The 13,522-nt window shown below is 76.4% G+C and carries 12 protein-coding genes; 5 read left to right on the plus strand and 7 right to left on the minus strand.

Annotated elements, in window-relative coordinates; all coding sequences use genetic code 11:
* Positions 1-7 precede the first annotated feature (7 nt).
* Positions 8-1,006, plus strand: a complete 999-nt coding sequence (locus QP090_RS30160; protein ID WP_285942900.1) for an alpha/beta hydrolase — start codon at positions 8-10, stop codon at positions 1,004-1,006.
* Positions 1,003-1,809, plus strand: a complete 807-nt coding sequence (locus QP090_RS30165; RefSeq protein ID WP_285942901.1) for an enoyl-CoA hydratase/isomerase family protein — start codon at positions 1,003-1,005, stop codon at positions 1,807-1,809. The genes QP090_RS30160 and QP090_RS30165 overlap by 4 nt, the downstream gene beginning before the upstream one ends.
* A 79-nt stretch (positions 1,810-1,888) precedes the next feature.
* Here the strand turns inward: QP090_RS30165 and QP090_RS30170 are convergent, their stop codons facing one another.
* The 6 genes from QP090_RS30170 to QP090_RS30195 all read right to left on the minus strand — a co-directional run bounded on the left by QP090_RS30170 (position 1,889) and on the right by QP090_RS30195 (position 8,434).
* The gene (locus QP090_RS30170; RefSeq protein WP_285942902.1) at positions 1,889-2,323 is read right to left on the minus strand and encodes an SRPBCC family protein; all 435 of its coding nucleotides are present in this window, start codon (positions 2,321-2,323) and stop codon (positions 1,889-1,891) included.
* 138 nt (positions 2,324-2,461) lie between these two features.
* Complete coding sequence (locus QP090_RS30175) at positions 2,462-3,643, minus strand: acyl-CoA dehydrogenase family protein (protein WP_285942903.1); 1,182 nt, start codon at positions 3,641-3,643, stop codon at positions 2,462-2,464.
* Positions 3,644-3,719: 76 nt separating this feature from the next.
* The gene (locus tag QP090_RS30180) at positions 3,720-5,228 is read right to left on the minus strand and encodes an RtcB family protein (protein WP_285942904.1); all 1,509 of its coding nucleotides are present in this window, start codon (positions 5,226-5,228) and stop codon (positions 3,720-3,722) included.
* A 170-nt stretch (positions 5,229-5,398) separates the two neighbouring features.
* Positions 5,399-5,986 carry a TetR/AcrR family transcriptional regulator gene (locus tag QP090_RS30185; RefSeq protein ID WP_285942905.1) on the minus strand — a complete coding sequence of 196 codons (588 nt, stop codon included), beginning with the start codon at positions 5,984-5,986 and terminating at the stop codon, positions 5,399-5,401.
* Positions 5,987-6,088: 102 nt separating this feature from the next.
* Complete coding sequence (locus QP090_RS30190; protein ID WP_285942906.1) at positions 6,089-6,943, minus strand: ATP-binding cassette domain-containing protein; 855 nt, start codon at positions 6,941-6,943, stop codon at positions 6,089-6,091.
* A gap of 150 nt (positions 6,944-7,093) precedes the next feature.
* Positions 7,094-8,434, minus strand: a complete 1,341-nt coding sequence (locus tag QP090_RS30195; protein WP_285942907.1) for a xylulokinase — start codon at positions 8,432-8,434, stop codon at positions 7,094-7,096.
* 78 nt (positions 8,435-8,512) lie between these two features.
* Here QP090_RS30195 and QP090_RS30200 point away from each other — a divergent pair, with 78 nt between their 5' ends.
* The 3 genes from QP090_RS30200 to QP090_RS30210 all read left to right on the plus strand — a co-directional run bounded on the left by QP090_RS30200 (position 8,513) and on the right by QP090_RS30210 (position 12,850).
* A complete protein-coding gene (locus tag QP090_RS30200; protein ID WP_285942908.1) occupies positions 8,513-9,553 on the plus strand; it encodes an NAD(P)-dependent oxidoreductase in 1,041 nt (346 codons plus the stop codon).
* A 254-nt stretch (positions 9,554-9,807) separates the two neighbouring features.
* Positions 9,808-11,916 (plus strand): HelD family protein, encoded by a 2,109-nt coding sequence (locus QP090_RS30205; RefSeq protein ID WP_285942909.1) that lies wholly within the window; start codon positions 9,808-9,810, stop codon positions 11,914-11,916.
* Between the two features lie 31 nt (positions 11,917-11,947).
* Positions 11,948-12,850 (plus strand): DNA-3-methyladenine glycosylase family protein, encoded by a 903-nt coding sequence (locus QP090_RS30210; RefSeq protein WP_285942910.1) that lies wholly within the window; start codon positions 11,948-11,950, stop codon positions 12,848-12,850.
* A 104-nt stretch (positions 12,851-12,954) separates the two neighbouring features.
* Here the strand turns inward: QP090_RS30210 and QP090_RS30215 are convergent, their stop codons facing one another.
* Positions 12,955-13,503, minus strand: a complete 549-nt coding sequence (locus tag QP090_RS30215) for a TetR/AcrR family transcriptional regulator (protein WP_285942911.1) — start codon at positions 13,501-13,503, stop codon at positions 12,955-12,957.
* Between the last annotated feature and the right edge of the window lie 19 nt (positions 13,504-13,522).

Genomic DNA, 13,522 nt, shown 5'->3' on the forward strand with positions numbered 1-13,522 from the left:
GACCGCCGTGCCCCTGCACCCGCAGGCCGCGCGCTTCCTGGACCTGATCGGCTCGTGGACGGCCCTGGGGGACGGCGGCGGCGCCGGCGGGGCCCGCGCGGCCGGGACGGCCTCCGGCGCCGAGCCCTCGATCGACGAGATGCGCCGCCGGATCGGCGCGGTGTTCCCGGTGGACCGGCGCGAGCTCCCGCGCGTCCGCGACCTGAGCGTGCGGGGCGAGGACGGCGCCGCCGTCCCGGCCCGTCTCTACCGGCCCGAGCCCCCCGCGGCCGGGCCGCTCCCGCTGCTGGTCTACCTGCACGGCGGCGGCTGGGTGCTCGGCGGGGTCGACAACGTCGACGCCGCCTGCCGCGAGCTCGCCGCGGGCGCCGGCTGCGCCGTGCTGAACGTCGGCTACCGGCTGGCCCCCGAGCACCCGTTCCCCGCAGCCGTCGACGACGCGTGGACGGCCCTCGCGGCCGTCGCGGCCGACCCCGGGCGCTACGGCGCCGTCCCCGGGGCGCTGGCGGTCGCGGGCGACAGCGCGGGCGGCAACCTGGCCGCCGCCGCCGCGCTGATGGCGCGCGACCGGGGAGTGGCGCTGGCGCACCAGCTCCTGGTGTACCCGGTGACCGACACCGCGATGGACACCGCGAGCTGGTCCGCGTTCGGCTCCGGCTACGGACTGGACGCCGACGCGATGGCGCGGTTCATGGGCCTGTACCGGGGTGCCGCCGACCCGGCCGACCCCCGGCTGGCCCCGCTGCGCGCGGCCGACCTGTCCGGCCTCGCGCCCGCCACCGTCGTGACCGCCGAGTACGACATCCTGCGCGACGAGGGCGAGGCGTACGCGCGGCGGCTGGCGGACGCCGGGGTCCCGGTCCGGCTGCGCCGCTTCGACGGGGTGGTGCACTCGTTCTTCCTGCTCCCGGAGATCTTCGACGCCGGCGCCGAGGCGATGCGGTTCGCCGTGCGACGATTGCGCACGGCATTCGGAACCCCCATCCAGGAGGGCGGCGCGGCATGAACGAGACCGGCGACCCGCGGTACGACGCGTACGAGCGGCTGAGGATCGACTTCGCGGCGCCCCGGGTGCTGCGCGTCACGATCAGCACGCCGGGACGGCTCAACGCCGTCGACACCACCGGGCACCGGGAGCTGGCCGAGATCTGGCGCGACGCCGACGCCGACCCGCGGGTGCGCGCCGTGGTGGTGCGCGGTGAGGGCGCCGCGTTCAGCGCGGGCGGCGACCTGTCCATGATCGAGGAGATGATGTCCGACCACGCGGTCCGGGCCCGGATCCTGCGCGAGGCCCGCGCGATCGTGATGAACGTGCTGGAGTGCTCCAAGCCGGTGGTGAGCGCGATCCAGGGCCCGGCGGTCGGCGCCGGGCTCGCGGTCGCGCTGCTGGCCGACATCTCGGTGGCGGGCCGCACCGCCAAGATCATCGACGGGCACACCCGCCTGGGCGTCGCCGCCGGCGACCACGCCGCGATCGTGTGGCCGCTGCTGTGCGGCCTCGCCAAGGCCAAGTACTACCTGCTGCTCTGCGACGCCCTGACCGGTGCGGAGGCCGAACGGATCGGCCTGGTCAGCGTGTGCGTGGACGACGACGAGGTGCACGCGCGGGCACTGGAGATCGCGGGACGGCTCGCCGCCGGGGCCGCCGAGGCGATCTCCTTCACCAAGCACGCCCTCAACAACTGGCTGCGCCTGGCGGGCCCGTCCTTCGACGCCTCGCTGGCGATGGAGTTCTTCGGGTTCACCGGGCCCGACGTGCGCGAGGGCGTCGCCGCGATCCGCGAGAAGCGCGCCCCCGACTTCGGCTGAGCCGGCCGCGGGGCCGTGCGGGCCCGCGGCCTTCCCCGGCCGCGGGCGCGTCGTTCCCGGTCGCCGTGGGCGCGGGCGTTCAGCCGAAGCGCTTGCGCAGCGCCTCCAGGCCGGTGGCGTAGATGCCGCGGGTGAACGTCTTGCCCATCGCCTCCTCGTCGCCCGCGTCGGCGGAGAACTCGGCCGACCACTCCACGAACGCCTGCCCGGTGGCGGTCACGGGCGCGACCCTGAGCCGCCCGTGGGCGCCGCGGACGGGCAGCGGGCATTCCAGGATCTCGTAGGCGTAGGAGCGGTCGGCGTCGTCCATGCCGCTCAGCCGTTCCCGGAACACCGAGTCGCCCGGCCCGATGATCCTGCGCACGCACCCGACCCGGTCGGACGGGCCGCCGTCCTCGATCAGCCCGGTCTGCACGCCCGGCGCCCACTCGGCGAGGTTCCCGAAGTCGCGCAGGTAGGCCCACACCTCCTCGGCGCTGGCGTCGAGCACGGTACTGGCGTACGACCTCGGCATGGGCTCTCCTCGGCGCTGCGGGGCGGCGGTGTCGGCTCCATGCTGGGCCCCGGGAGGCGGTCCGGGCAACAGCCGGATGATCACGATGTGGACCGCGCCGGGGTGGGCGGGCCGCGCCCGTGCCTCCGCCGCCGCCGCTCAGTACGACCGCGGCAGGCCCAGCTCGTGCTGGGCGATGTGCGCGAGCACCAGCTCCTCGGCGACCGGGATGTTCTTGGCGATGCGCGCGTCCCGGAACATCCGCGCCACCGGGTACTCCAGCGAGTAGGCCATGCCGCCGTGCGTCTGGAACGCGCGGTCGGCGGCCTGCCAGGCCGCGTCCGCCGCGGTGAGCTTGGCGATATTGGCCTCCGATCCGCACGGCCGGCCCCGGTCCCACAGCCACGCGGCCTTGTAGGTCATCAGCCTGGCCAGCTCCACCTGCGCCTTGGCCTTGGCGAGCGGGAACGCGACCGCCTGGTTGGCGCCGATGGGCGTGCCGAACGGGGCGCGCTCGCGGGCGTACCCGCACGCCACGTCCAGGGCCAGCTCGCCGAACCCGACGCCGCCGGCCGCCGCGAGGATCCGCTCGGGGTTGAGGATGTCCCACAGGACGGCGAACCCCTGGTCGACCTCGCCGAGCACCCGGTCCGCGGGCACCCGGACGCCGTCCAGGAACACCATGCTGGAGGCCACGGTGTTGGTGCCGAGCTTGGGGATCGGCCGGTAGGCCAGCGTGCCGTCCGCGACCGCCGCCTTGACGTCGACCAGCAGCACGGTGAACCCGGAGGTGCGGGGGCGGGCCTCGGCGGCCGGGACCGTCCGGGCGACCAGCACCAGGTGGTCGGCGCGCTCCACCCCGGAGATCCAGATCTTCTGGCCGTCCACCACGAACCCGTCGCCGTCCCGGCGGGCCCGGGTGGTGATGTCGATGGCGTTGCTGCCCGCGTCCGGCTCGGTGACGGCGAAGCAGGTCTCGATCTCTCCCGAGGCGATGCCGGGCAGGAACGCGCGCTTCTGCTCGGCGGTGCCGTGCCGGGCGATGGTCAGCCCGCCGAACGCGGGGGTGAGCAGGTACATGAACGAGGCGGCGCCGCCCGCCCCGCCGGCCGCGAGCGCCTCCAGCGCCACCGACAGCTCCAGCAGCCCCTGGCCGGCGCCGCCGTACTCCTCGGGGACGGCCAGGCTGTGCCAGCCGCCCTGGACCAGCTCGCGCCAGACCTCCTCGGGCCACCGCTTCTCGGCGTCGCACCGGTTCCAGTAGTCCTGGTCGTACTTCCCGGCGATCGCCCGCACGCCCTCGCGCACCGCGATCGCGCCCTCGGGCAGGTCGAAGTCCATCCGCGCCTCCTCCGTACGTCGTCCGGACCACCGTAGCCGATGAAGTAAGTGGACACTGACACGCGCCGCCGCGCCGTCAGCCCTTGACCGTCAGCAGGGGGCGCAGCTCCGCGACCGGGGCGGCGACCCCGCCGCCGTGCAGGCTGGACACCACCGGGCCGATGTCCTTGTAGGCCCAGGGCGCCTCCTGCTTGAGGTCGCGGCGCCACGCCGCCATGACGTCGGACCGCCGGACCGTCATCGGGTCGCGGTGGTCGAGCGGGGTCACCACCCGGAACTCCCGCAGGAACGCGTCCAGCTCGGCGTCGCCGCCGCGCGCCGACGCGCCCCGGGGGATCCGGCGCCCGGCGCCGTGGCAGGCGCTGGAGAGGGTGCGCGGGTCGCCGTGGCCGCGCAGCACGAAGCTCGCCGCGCCCATGGAGCCGGGCACGATGACCGGCTCGCCCCACATCGCGTACGGGCCGTCCGCCATTCGCGCGTGGCCGCCCGCCGGGGTGGCGCCCTTGCGGTGCACCACGCGGTCGCCGTCCCGCCAGAACAGGTTGTGCGGGGCGTCGTACAGCAGCCGCGACGCCAGGTCGCCGCACTCGGCCGCGAGCCCGGCCCGCATCGTGAGCGCGAGGAAGAACCGGTTGCCGACGGCGAAGTTGGCGGCGTTGCCGAACGCGTCCAGGTAGGCCCGGCGGTCCCGCGCCGAACGCTCGTCGAACAGGAACGGCAGGATGCCGTTGCGCGGCCGGGGCAGCCCGGCCGGCCAGCCCGCGCGCAGCCGGTCCAGGGCGGTGGCGTTGGCCTGGTGGCCGAGCGACAGCGAGCCGCTGTGGGCCATCAGCACCACCGTCCCCGGGGCCAGCCCCCAGGCGTGGGCCGCCGCGGCGTCGTGGACCCGCGAGACGTACTGGAGCTCGGCGAAGTGGTTGCCGCCGCCGATGCCGCCGATGACGCTGTCGTGGCTCGCGCCGCCCGCACTGCCGATCCAGTCGGCGAAGGCGTCGGCGTTCCCGGCCGGATGCGACGGCGCGTGGACGCGGTCGACGCCGTCGTCGGCGTCGTGCGGGCCGAGGCCCGGCCAGGACGCCTCGCCCGTGAGCAGCAGGCCCGGCAGCCCGTCGCGGAGCAGCGCCTCGCGCTGGACGGGGGTGAGCGCGATCCGCCGGCCGCCCTCGAAGAACAGGTGCCGCAGCCGCCGTTCGAGCGCGTCCAGCCGGGGCCGGACCCGGTCGGCGGTCAGGGAGGTGACCTCCAGCCGCATCCCGCAGTTGACGTCGTTGCCGACGGCCTGCGGGAGCAGCGCGTGCTCGGTCTCCACGACCGTGCCGATCGGAATGCCGGCGCCCTTGTGGAAGTCGGGCGTGAGCGCGACCCGGGTGAGGCGCGGCGCCGGCCCGTCGTAGCCGGGGGTGGCCTCGGCGAGCCGTTCGAGCGTGCCGGCGGTCTCCAGGACCGACAGCGCCTCGCTCACGGCGGCCGGTTCCAGCGGGACGTCCTCGCCCGCGCACAGCTCCACGGGGACGTTCCAGGGGTTGGGGAGGGAGAGCCAGTGGTCGTCGAGACGGACCAGGCGGCGGTCTTGGCGTGCGGGCATGAGGGGGTCCTTCGTGGCTGCTGCGGGCACGGCGGGGCGCGCCCGGACGGGGCGTGGCGAAACGGTCCCGGCCCGCGGGAGGCGGGCGGGACGGGGCGGCGGGGCCCGGCCCCGCCGCGGTACCTCCGGTTCAGCAGCCGCGAGGTGATCTCCAGCTTAGCGGGGCGCGCTCACCCGCCGCCATCGGATTTCTCCGGGATGTCCAGATAGCGGGTGACCATCCGGGCGATGAACGCCGCGATCTGCTCCGGCGGCCCCGCCGGCAGGATCAGATGGCTCATCGTCAGCCGCACCGCCGCGTCGGCCATCTCGGTGAACGCCGCCGGATCCAGATCCGGCCACTGGCCGAGGGCGTGCTCGGCGATGCGGGCGCTGGCGGTGAACAGCACCGGCTCGGCCCGGGTGGTCAGCAGCGGGAGCATCTCGTCGCCGCCGGCGCCGGTCAGCACCATCTTGGTGAGCGCGTCGTCGGCGGAGGTCTCCAGCGTGAACAGCACCGCCGCCGACACCGCCGAGAAGAGGTCGTGGTGCTCGCACAGCACCCGGTCGATGCCGTCGAGGTAGCGCTCGTTGTGGCGGAGCACGACGGCCTGCGCCAGCCCCCACTTGTCGCCGAACTCGTTGTAGACGGTCTGCCTGCTCACCCGCGCCGCCCGCGCGACGTCCACCATCCGCACGCCCCGGTAGCCCCGTTCGACGATCAGTTCGGACGCGGCGTCCAGCAGAGTGTCGCGCAGGGTGCGGTGCGCGGTGCCCATGGGTCGTCCTTCCGGGTGGTCATCTGGGGGCATGGCCTCATGGGAGGGCACCCCCTGTCAAGCACGGGACCTCATTATCATCGGGACCGGGCACGGCGACGACTATCGAACGCCAGACCGGGCGCCGTCGGGCGAGCGCGCGCCGCCCCGGTCCGGCAGCGACCGCGCCGCCGCTCCCGGACGGGCGTCCCCGGCGCGCGGATCGGACCGGACCAGCGCGGGGGGACCCGACACGACGACCCTGCCGTGGTCCAGGACGTGGAGGACGTCGCACACGCCCATGACCGGTTCGAGGTCGGGCTCGGCGAGCAGCACGGCCGGCCCCTCGGCGGCCAGGTCGCGGAGCAGCACCTCCAGGGACCGGGACTCGGGCACCGGCAGGCCCGCCAGCGGCTCGTCCAGGAGCAGCACGGCGGGCTCGGCGGCCAGGGCGCGGGCGAGCCCGAGGAGCCGCGCGACCCCGGCGGGCACGGTGCCGGCCCGCCGCCCGGCGTGCTCGGCGATCCCGACGCGGGCGAGGAGCTCGTCGGCCGCCGCGCCCGTGCCCGCGCCCGACTCGCGGCGCGCGGTGCGGCGCCACCGGCGCCGGGTCCCGCGCGCCATCGCGTGGATCTCCACCGCGACCTGAACGCTCTCCCGCACGGTCAGCGCCCCGGACTCCGCGAACGTCCCGGGCCGGGGGAGGGTGCGGACGAGGCCGCGGCGGGCGCGCTCGCCGGCGGAGTCCGAGGTCACGTCGGCGCCGCCGAGGTGCACGGTGCCGCCGGACGGGCGGCGCAGCCCGGCGAGGACGTCGAGGAACGTCGACTTGCCCGCGCCGTCGGGGCCGATCAGGCCGGTGACCGTGGCGGGCGGCGCGTCCAGCCCGGCGCCGTCGAGGACCGTCACGCCGCCGAACCGGACCGTGACTCCGGAGGCCACCAGGCCCTGGCCTGGGGCGGGCTCATCGCCGGGCACCGTCCATCACCTCCGCCGGCGGCGCGGGGCCCCCGTGGTCCGCTGTGATGTGGATCACTGCGGGGCCTCACGATACTGACGCGCGGATCGCCGATCAACAAGCGCGGGCACTCCGCCCCGGCGCCGCCGCCGAGCGCCGTGCGGCGCGGATCAGCCGGGGTCGCACTCCCGGCTGAGCTCGCGGAACCGGGCGTAGCGGGCCGCGCACGCGTCGACCCAGGCCGGACGCGGGGCCACCCGGCCGCCCGGCCGGTACCAGTGGCGGGCGTCGGCCACCGACGTCTCCAGGTCGGCCGCCATCCGCGCCAGCCACGCCATCCCGTGCGCGGCGCCCTCCGGCACCGCCGCGCGCTCGACCACCGCGTCCGTGCAGTCGGCGAGCGCCTGCGCCCACGCGGGGTCGCGGGCGCCGCCGCCGGTGACGACGATGCGGCGCGGCGTGCACCCGGCCAGGTCGAGATGGTGCCGGACGACGAATCCGCTGGCCTCGTAGGCGGCGCGGCGCAGCGCCCCGGCGTCGTGGGTGAGGTCGAGGTCGTGCAGGGACGCGCGCAGCCCCGGACGGTGCAGCGGGCTCCGCTCGCCCCGGACGTAGGGCAGCCACACCGGGACCCGCCCCGGATCGGGCTCCGCCTCCGGCGGCGCGGCCAGGTGCCGCCCGGCCCAGTCGAGGAACAGGCCGCCCGCGTTGCTCGGACCGCCCACCAGGCAGCGGTCGGGCCGGTGGTGCGGCAGCGTCCACAGGCCGGGGGCTCCCGGGTGCGGCGCGGCGGCGACCGCCCAGGTGACCAGCGTGGTCCCGCAGGCGACGAACGCGTCGCCGGGCTCCGCCACGTCCACCGCGAGCTGCTCGGCCAGGACGTCGGCCCCCGCGGCCGTCACCACCGTCTCGCCGATCCGGCCCACGGCGCGGCCGGGCTGCGCGGAGACGGGCGGGAGCCGCTTCTCGTCGGCGCCGAACCGCGCCAGCCGCTCCGGATCCCACCGCACGCCGTCGAAGGCCGGGTAGAAGGCCATCGCCGCGAACACGTCCAGCACCGGCTCGGCGCCGAGCGCGGCCATCGCGTACGCCTGCGCGGGCAGGTAGGCGTACGCGTCCGGCCAGCCGCGCGCGACCCAGGCCAGCAGCGTCTCGCCCTCGCGGGAGGCGAGCGGGGTGAGTGCGCGGGCGCCGCTCATCGCGCGGTGGTCGCCGTACAGCGGCGCGGGCGACAGCGGGCGCAGCCGGTCGTCCACCGCCACGATCGAGGGGAGCATCGCCGCGATCCCGAGGCCGCGCGCGGTCCGTCCCGGCTCGCCGAGCGCCCGCAGCGCGGCGCGCGGGCCCTCGCCCCACGCCCCGGCCGGATCGTGCTCGAAGGTGCCCGCGGCGGTGACGAGGAGGTCGTGCGGCACCCGCGCGCGGGCCCGCACGATGCCCTCCGCGTCGACCGCCACGGCCTTGACGGCCGTGGTGCCGACGTCGAGTCCGACCGTGAGCTCGGTTGCCATCGGCTGCTCCGGGGTAGGTGATCATCGGTCCGGGGGCCGGCGGTGCCGGCGGCGCCGGTGGTGACTCGGGGAGGGCGCGTGAACGGACGGGACAGGCCGCGGGCGCTGGTGCTCGCACCGATGCGGGGGCCGGGCTGGGACCGGCTGCGGGGCATCGCCGACGTGGTGTACGACCCGGCGACGGCGCACCGGCCCTTCCGGCTGTACTCCGCCGCCGACCTGGCCCGCAGGCTCGCCGAGACCGGCGCGAGCATCCTGGTGACCGAGGCCGATGAGGTCGCCGGGCCGGTGCTCGACCACCCGCTGCGGGTGATCGCCGCGACCCGCGGCACGCCCGGCAACGTGGACGTCGCCGCGGCCACCGCCCGGGGCGTCCCGGTGTTGCACGCCCCGGGCCGCAACGCCGACGCCGTCGCCGAGCTGACCGTGGGGCTGCTGTTCGCCGCCGCGCGCGGGGTCGTCGCGGCCGACCGGGAGGTCCGCGCCGGGACGGCCTACGCCGGCGGCGTGCTGCCGTACCAGCGGCACCGCGGCTGGCAGCTCGTGGGCCGGACGTTCGGCATCGTCGGCCTGGGCGCGGTCGGCCGGGCGGTGCGGTGGCGGATGGAGGGCCTCGGGATGCGGGTGGTGGCCTGCGACCCGTTCGCCGCGGACGCGACCTGCGGGCTGGACGAGCTGCTCGCGGTGGCCGACGTGGTGTCGATGCACGCCGCGCTGACCGCCGGGACGCTCGGGATGATCGGCGAGCGGGAGTTCGCGGCGATGCGGGAGGGCGCGCTGTACCTCAACACCGCGCGGGCCGAGCTGCACGACGCCGCCGCGCTGGTCGCCGTCCTGGAGTCGGGACGGCTCGCCGGAGCCGGCCTGGACCACTTCGAGGGGGAGTGGCTCGACCCGGCCGGCCCGCTGGCCGCGCTGCCCGGCGCGGTGCTCACCCCGCACATCGGCGGCGCGGCGTTCGACGTCGAGGCCAACCACGCCGCGATGGTCGCGGACGGCGTGGAACGGCTGCTGCGCGGCGAAAGGCCCGCCCACTGCGTCAATCCCGAGGTGCTGGACCAGGACCGGGGACGCTCCGTCCCGACGGCCGTCCCCGCCGCCCAGGTGATCGCCCCGTGAGTGACGGCCGCCTCCGGGCAGCGGCGCCGGCGGACGTCGCGGAACGTGCTTTCAACATCACCATCCGTACAACTTGGCATGGCGGGCGGACGGCGGGCAAGGCGCGGCCCCCGGTGACCGGATGATCACCCGGCCGGTCCGCCCCCGGTACCGGCCGTGCTCGCCGCCCCGATCGCGGTGATCGCTCGCCACCGGCGGAGAAGGGCTAAGCTGACGGGTTGGCCGCCACCGACCACGTCCGGAGGACCGCGAGCATGCCCGCCGAACCACCGCCCCTCGCCCCGCCCGAGGCCGGTCCCGCCCCCACCCTCGATCCCGTCCTCGAGACGGCCGGCGACGACGCGGCCACGCTCGCCGCGGAGTGCGCGCACCTGGCCGAGTCCCGCGCCGCGCTGCGCCGGATGCGCGAGAACGCCGAGGGCATGTCCGCCGACGCCGCGGCCGACTGGGTCTCCCGGCGGTTCCTGGAGTCGCTGCTGAACCAGCGGATCGAGGCGCTCGCCGACCACCCCGGCACCCCGCTGTTCTTCGGCCGGATGGACCAGGACGGCACCGGGACGGGCGCCGGCATGGGCACCGGCTCCGGCGATGACGCCGAACTGCCGCCGACGATGTACGTGGGGCGGCGGCACGTCCACGACGGCGACGAGGGCCGCCCGCTCGTGCTCGACTGGCGCGCCCCGGTGTCGCGGGCCTTCTACCAGGCGGGCCCGGCCGACCCGATGGGCTGGCGGCGGCGCCGCCGGTTCGGCTTCCAGGGCGGCGAGCTGACCGCGTTCGAGGACGAGCCGCTCGACGGCCGCGCGCTCGGCCCGTCCGCCATCCTCACCGAGGAGATCGAGCGGCCCCGCACCGGGCCGATGCGCGACATCGTGGCCACCATCCAGCCCGAGCAGGACGAGCTCGTCCGCGCCGACCTGCCCCGCACCGTCTGCGTACAGGGCGCCCCCGGCACCGGGAAGACGGCGGTCGGCCTGCACCGCGCCGCGTACCTGCTGTTCACCCACCGGGAGCGGCTGGCCCGCTCCGGCGTGCTGATCGTCGGCCCCAACCGGGCGTTCCTGGCCTACATCTCCGCGGTACTGCCCGCGCTCGGCGAGGTCCGCGTCGACCAGGCCACCATCGACGACCTGCTCGGCGCGCCCGCCGCCGACGAGCCCGCCGCACTCGGCGCCCTCAAGGGCGGGGCGCGGATGGCAGAGGTGCTCCGCAAGGCGCTGTGGCGGCAGATCGGCAAGCCCGAGGAGGGCCTGGTCGTCGCCCGGGGCGCGGCCCGCTACCGGCTCGCCGACTACGAGGTGCGGGAGATCGCCGCCGCGCTCCAGAACGGCGGCCGGTACGGCAACGGCCGCGCCGCGTTCGCGCAGCGGCTGGCGCACCAGATCCTGGTCCGGATGGAACAGCGCGGCGGGGCGCCCGACGACCGGATCCAGGACCAGGTCGTCCGCTCCAAGCCGGTCAAGGCGCTGGTCGACCAGGTGTGGCCGAAGGTCACCGCCGAGCAGGTGCTCTTCCGGCTGCTGTCGGATCCGGAGCTGATGGGCGCCGCGGCCCGGGGCGTCTTGGACGAGGACGAGCAGGCCGCGCTCCTGTGGGCCAAGCCGCCCCGCTCGCACCGCTCGGCCCGCTGGACCGCCGCCGACCGGGCCCTGCTCGACGAGCTGAACGACCTCATCGAGCGCACCCCGTCCCTCGGGCACCTCGTCGTGGACGAGGCGCAGGACCTGTCGGCGATGCAGCTGCGCGCCCTCGGCCGCCGCTGCGGCACCGGCTCGGCCACCGTCCTCGGCGACCTCGCGCAGGGCACCACGCCCTGGTCGGCGCGGTCGTGGACCGAGGTGCTCGGCCATCTCGGCCAGGAGGGCGAGGTCACCGAGCTGACCCTGGGGTTCCGCGTGCCCGGCCCGGTCCTCGACTACGCCGCCCGGCTGCTCCCGCACGTCGCGCCCGAGCTGGAGGCGCCCCGGTCGCTGCGCGCCGGGACGGGCGCCCTGACCGTGCGGCGCGTCCCCGACCTCGCCGGCGCCGCCGCCGGCGCCGCCCGCGAGGCACTGGCGCGGCCGGGCTCGATCGGCCTGATCGTGCCCGACGCCGAGGCCGCGGCCTACGCCGCGGCGCTGGCCGCCGCCGGGCTGGAGCACGCGGTGCTCGGGCCCGAGTCCGACGGCGCCGGGCGGCTGCTCGTCGTCCCGGCGACCCTGGCCAAGGGCCTGGAGTACGACCAGGTGATCGTCGCCGAGCCCGCCGCGATCGCCGCGGCGGAGGCGCGCGGCCTCGCCCGCCTGTACGTCGTGCTGACCCGCGCCGTCACCGCCCTGACCGTGCTGCACCACGCCGACCTGCCCACCGAGCTCGCGTCCTGACAGGATCGGATCCGCTACCGAGGAGGCCGTCATGACCGCCACCGTCGCCGAGGCCCGGTTCACCGAGCCCGTCGTGCTCCCCGCGACCGCGCCGTTCGACTTCGGCGCCTCACTGCGGTTCCTGCACGGCTTCGCGCCGAGTGCCGGCGAGCAGACCGTGGTGGGGGAGACCCTCACCAAGGCGCTGCGCGCCGGCGGGCGCACCGTCGTCGCCCGCCTCGCCGCGGCGGGCGACGGCCTGACCTGCTCGCTGCACGCGTCCGGGCCGCTGACCGCCGGGGAGATCGCCGCCGCCGCCGACCGGCTGCGCTTCCAGCTCAGCCTGGACGACGACCTGGAGGACTTCTACGCCATCGGCCGCGCCGACCCGGATTTCGCGCCCGTCATCGACCGGCTGTACGGCTACCACCAGGTCAAGTTCGCCTCCCCGCTGGAGAACGTGGTGTGGGCGATCCTGTCGCAGCGGACCGCCCTGACCGTCGCGGCCAAGGAGAAGCGGGCCCTGTCGGATGCGTTCGACGACCGGCTCGTCCTGGACGGCGAGGAGTACGGCGCCTTCCCCGATGCCGAGCAGCTCGCCTCGCTGTCCTCGGGCCGGATGGCCGAGCTGGTCGGCAACGAGCGCAAGGGCCGCTACCTGCACGGCACCGTCCGGGCCTGGCTCGACTCCGATGAGGAGTTCCTCCGGAACGGCCCCTACGACGAGGTCAGGGACTATCTGCTCGGCCTGCCCGGGATCGGGCCGTGGTCGGCGACGTTCGTCCTGATCCGGGGTCTCGGCCGGATGCGCGAGATGCCGCTGGAGAAGCAGCTCCGCACCGCCGCGGCGCACGCCTACGGCCGGACGCTCAGCGACGCCGAGATGCAGAAGATCGCTGACGGGTACGGCGAGTGGCAGGGCTACTGGGCCCACTACCTGCGCGTCGCCGACTGACGCCGGCCGGCCCGCTGACCGACCGGCGCCGACCTGCCCGCTGACCGGTCGGCGCCGACCGACCGGCGCCGACCTGCCCGCCCGCCGGGCGCCCGCCTTGCCGCTTACGGGGCCTTGAGGCCGTCGAACACGACCGCCAGGGCCCCGGTGCCGCCGCCGAGCCCGGCCGCGTGGGTCATGGCGGCGAGCAGCGCCATCACCTCGGCGGCGCCGACATCGGCCCGGACCGCCCCGGCCCCCTGGGCGCGTTCGAGCAGCGTGCCGAGCGACTGCTTCAGCGCGGGCCCCGCCTCGCCGCCGGCCCGCAGCGCGTCGACGCCGGCCTCGGCCAGCGCGCCGGACAGCGCGTTCTTGGTCGCCGACCGCCGCACCACCTCGCTGAAGAAGCCGAAGAACGCCGCGCCGGGGTCGGCGGCGTCCTCCAGCGCGCGGGCCCGGTCCGCCAGCTCCTCCATCAGCCCGGCCAGAGCCGCCTCCAGCAGCGACTCCTTGGTCGGGAAGTGCCGGAACACCGTGCCGATCCCCACCCCCGCCCGCCGCGCGACCTCCTCGGTGGACGCGGCGGTGCCCCGTTCGGCGAAGACGGCGCCGGCCGCCTCCAGCACCCTGGCGCGGTTCCTCAGCGCGTCCGCGCGCGGCGGCCTGCCGTTCATCCGATCGACCTCCCCTTTT

Source organism: Actinomadura xylanilytica, from assembly GCF_030283145.1.
Classification (GTDB): Bacteria; Actinomycetota; Actinomycetes; order Streptosporangiales; family Streptosporangiaceae; genus Spirillospora; species Spirillospora xylanilytica.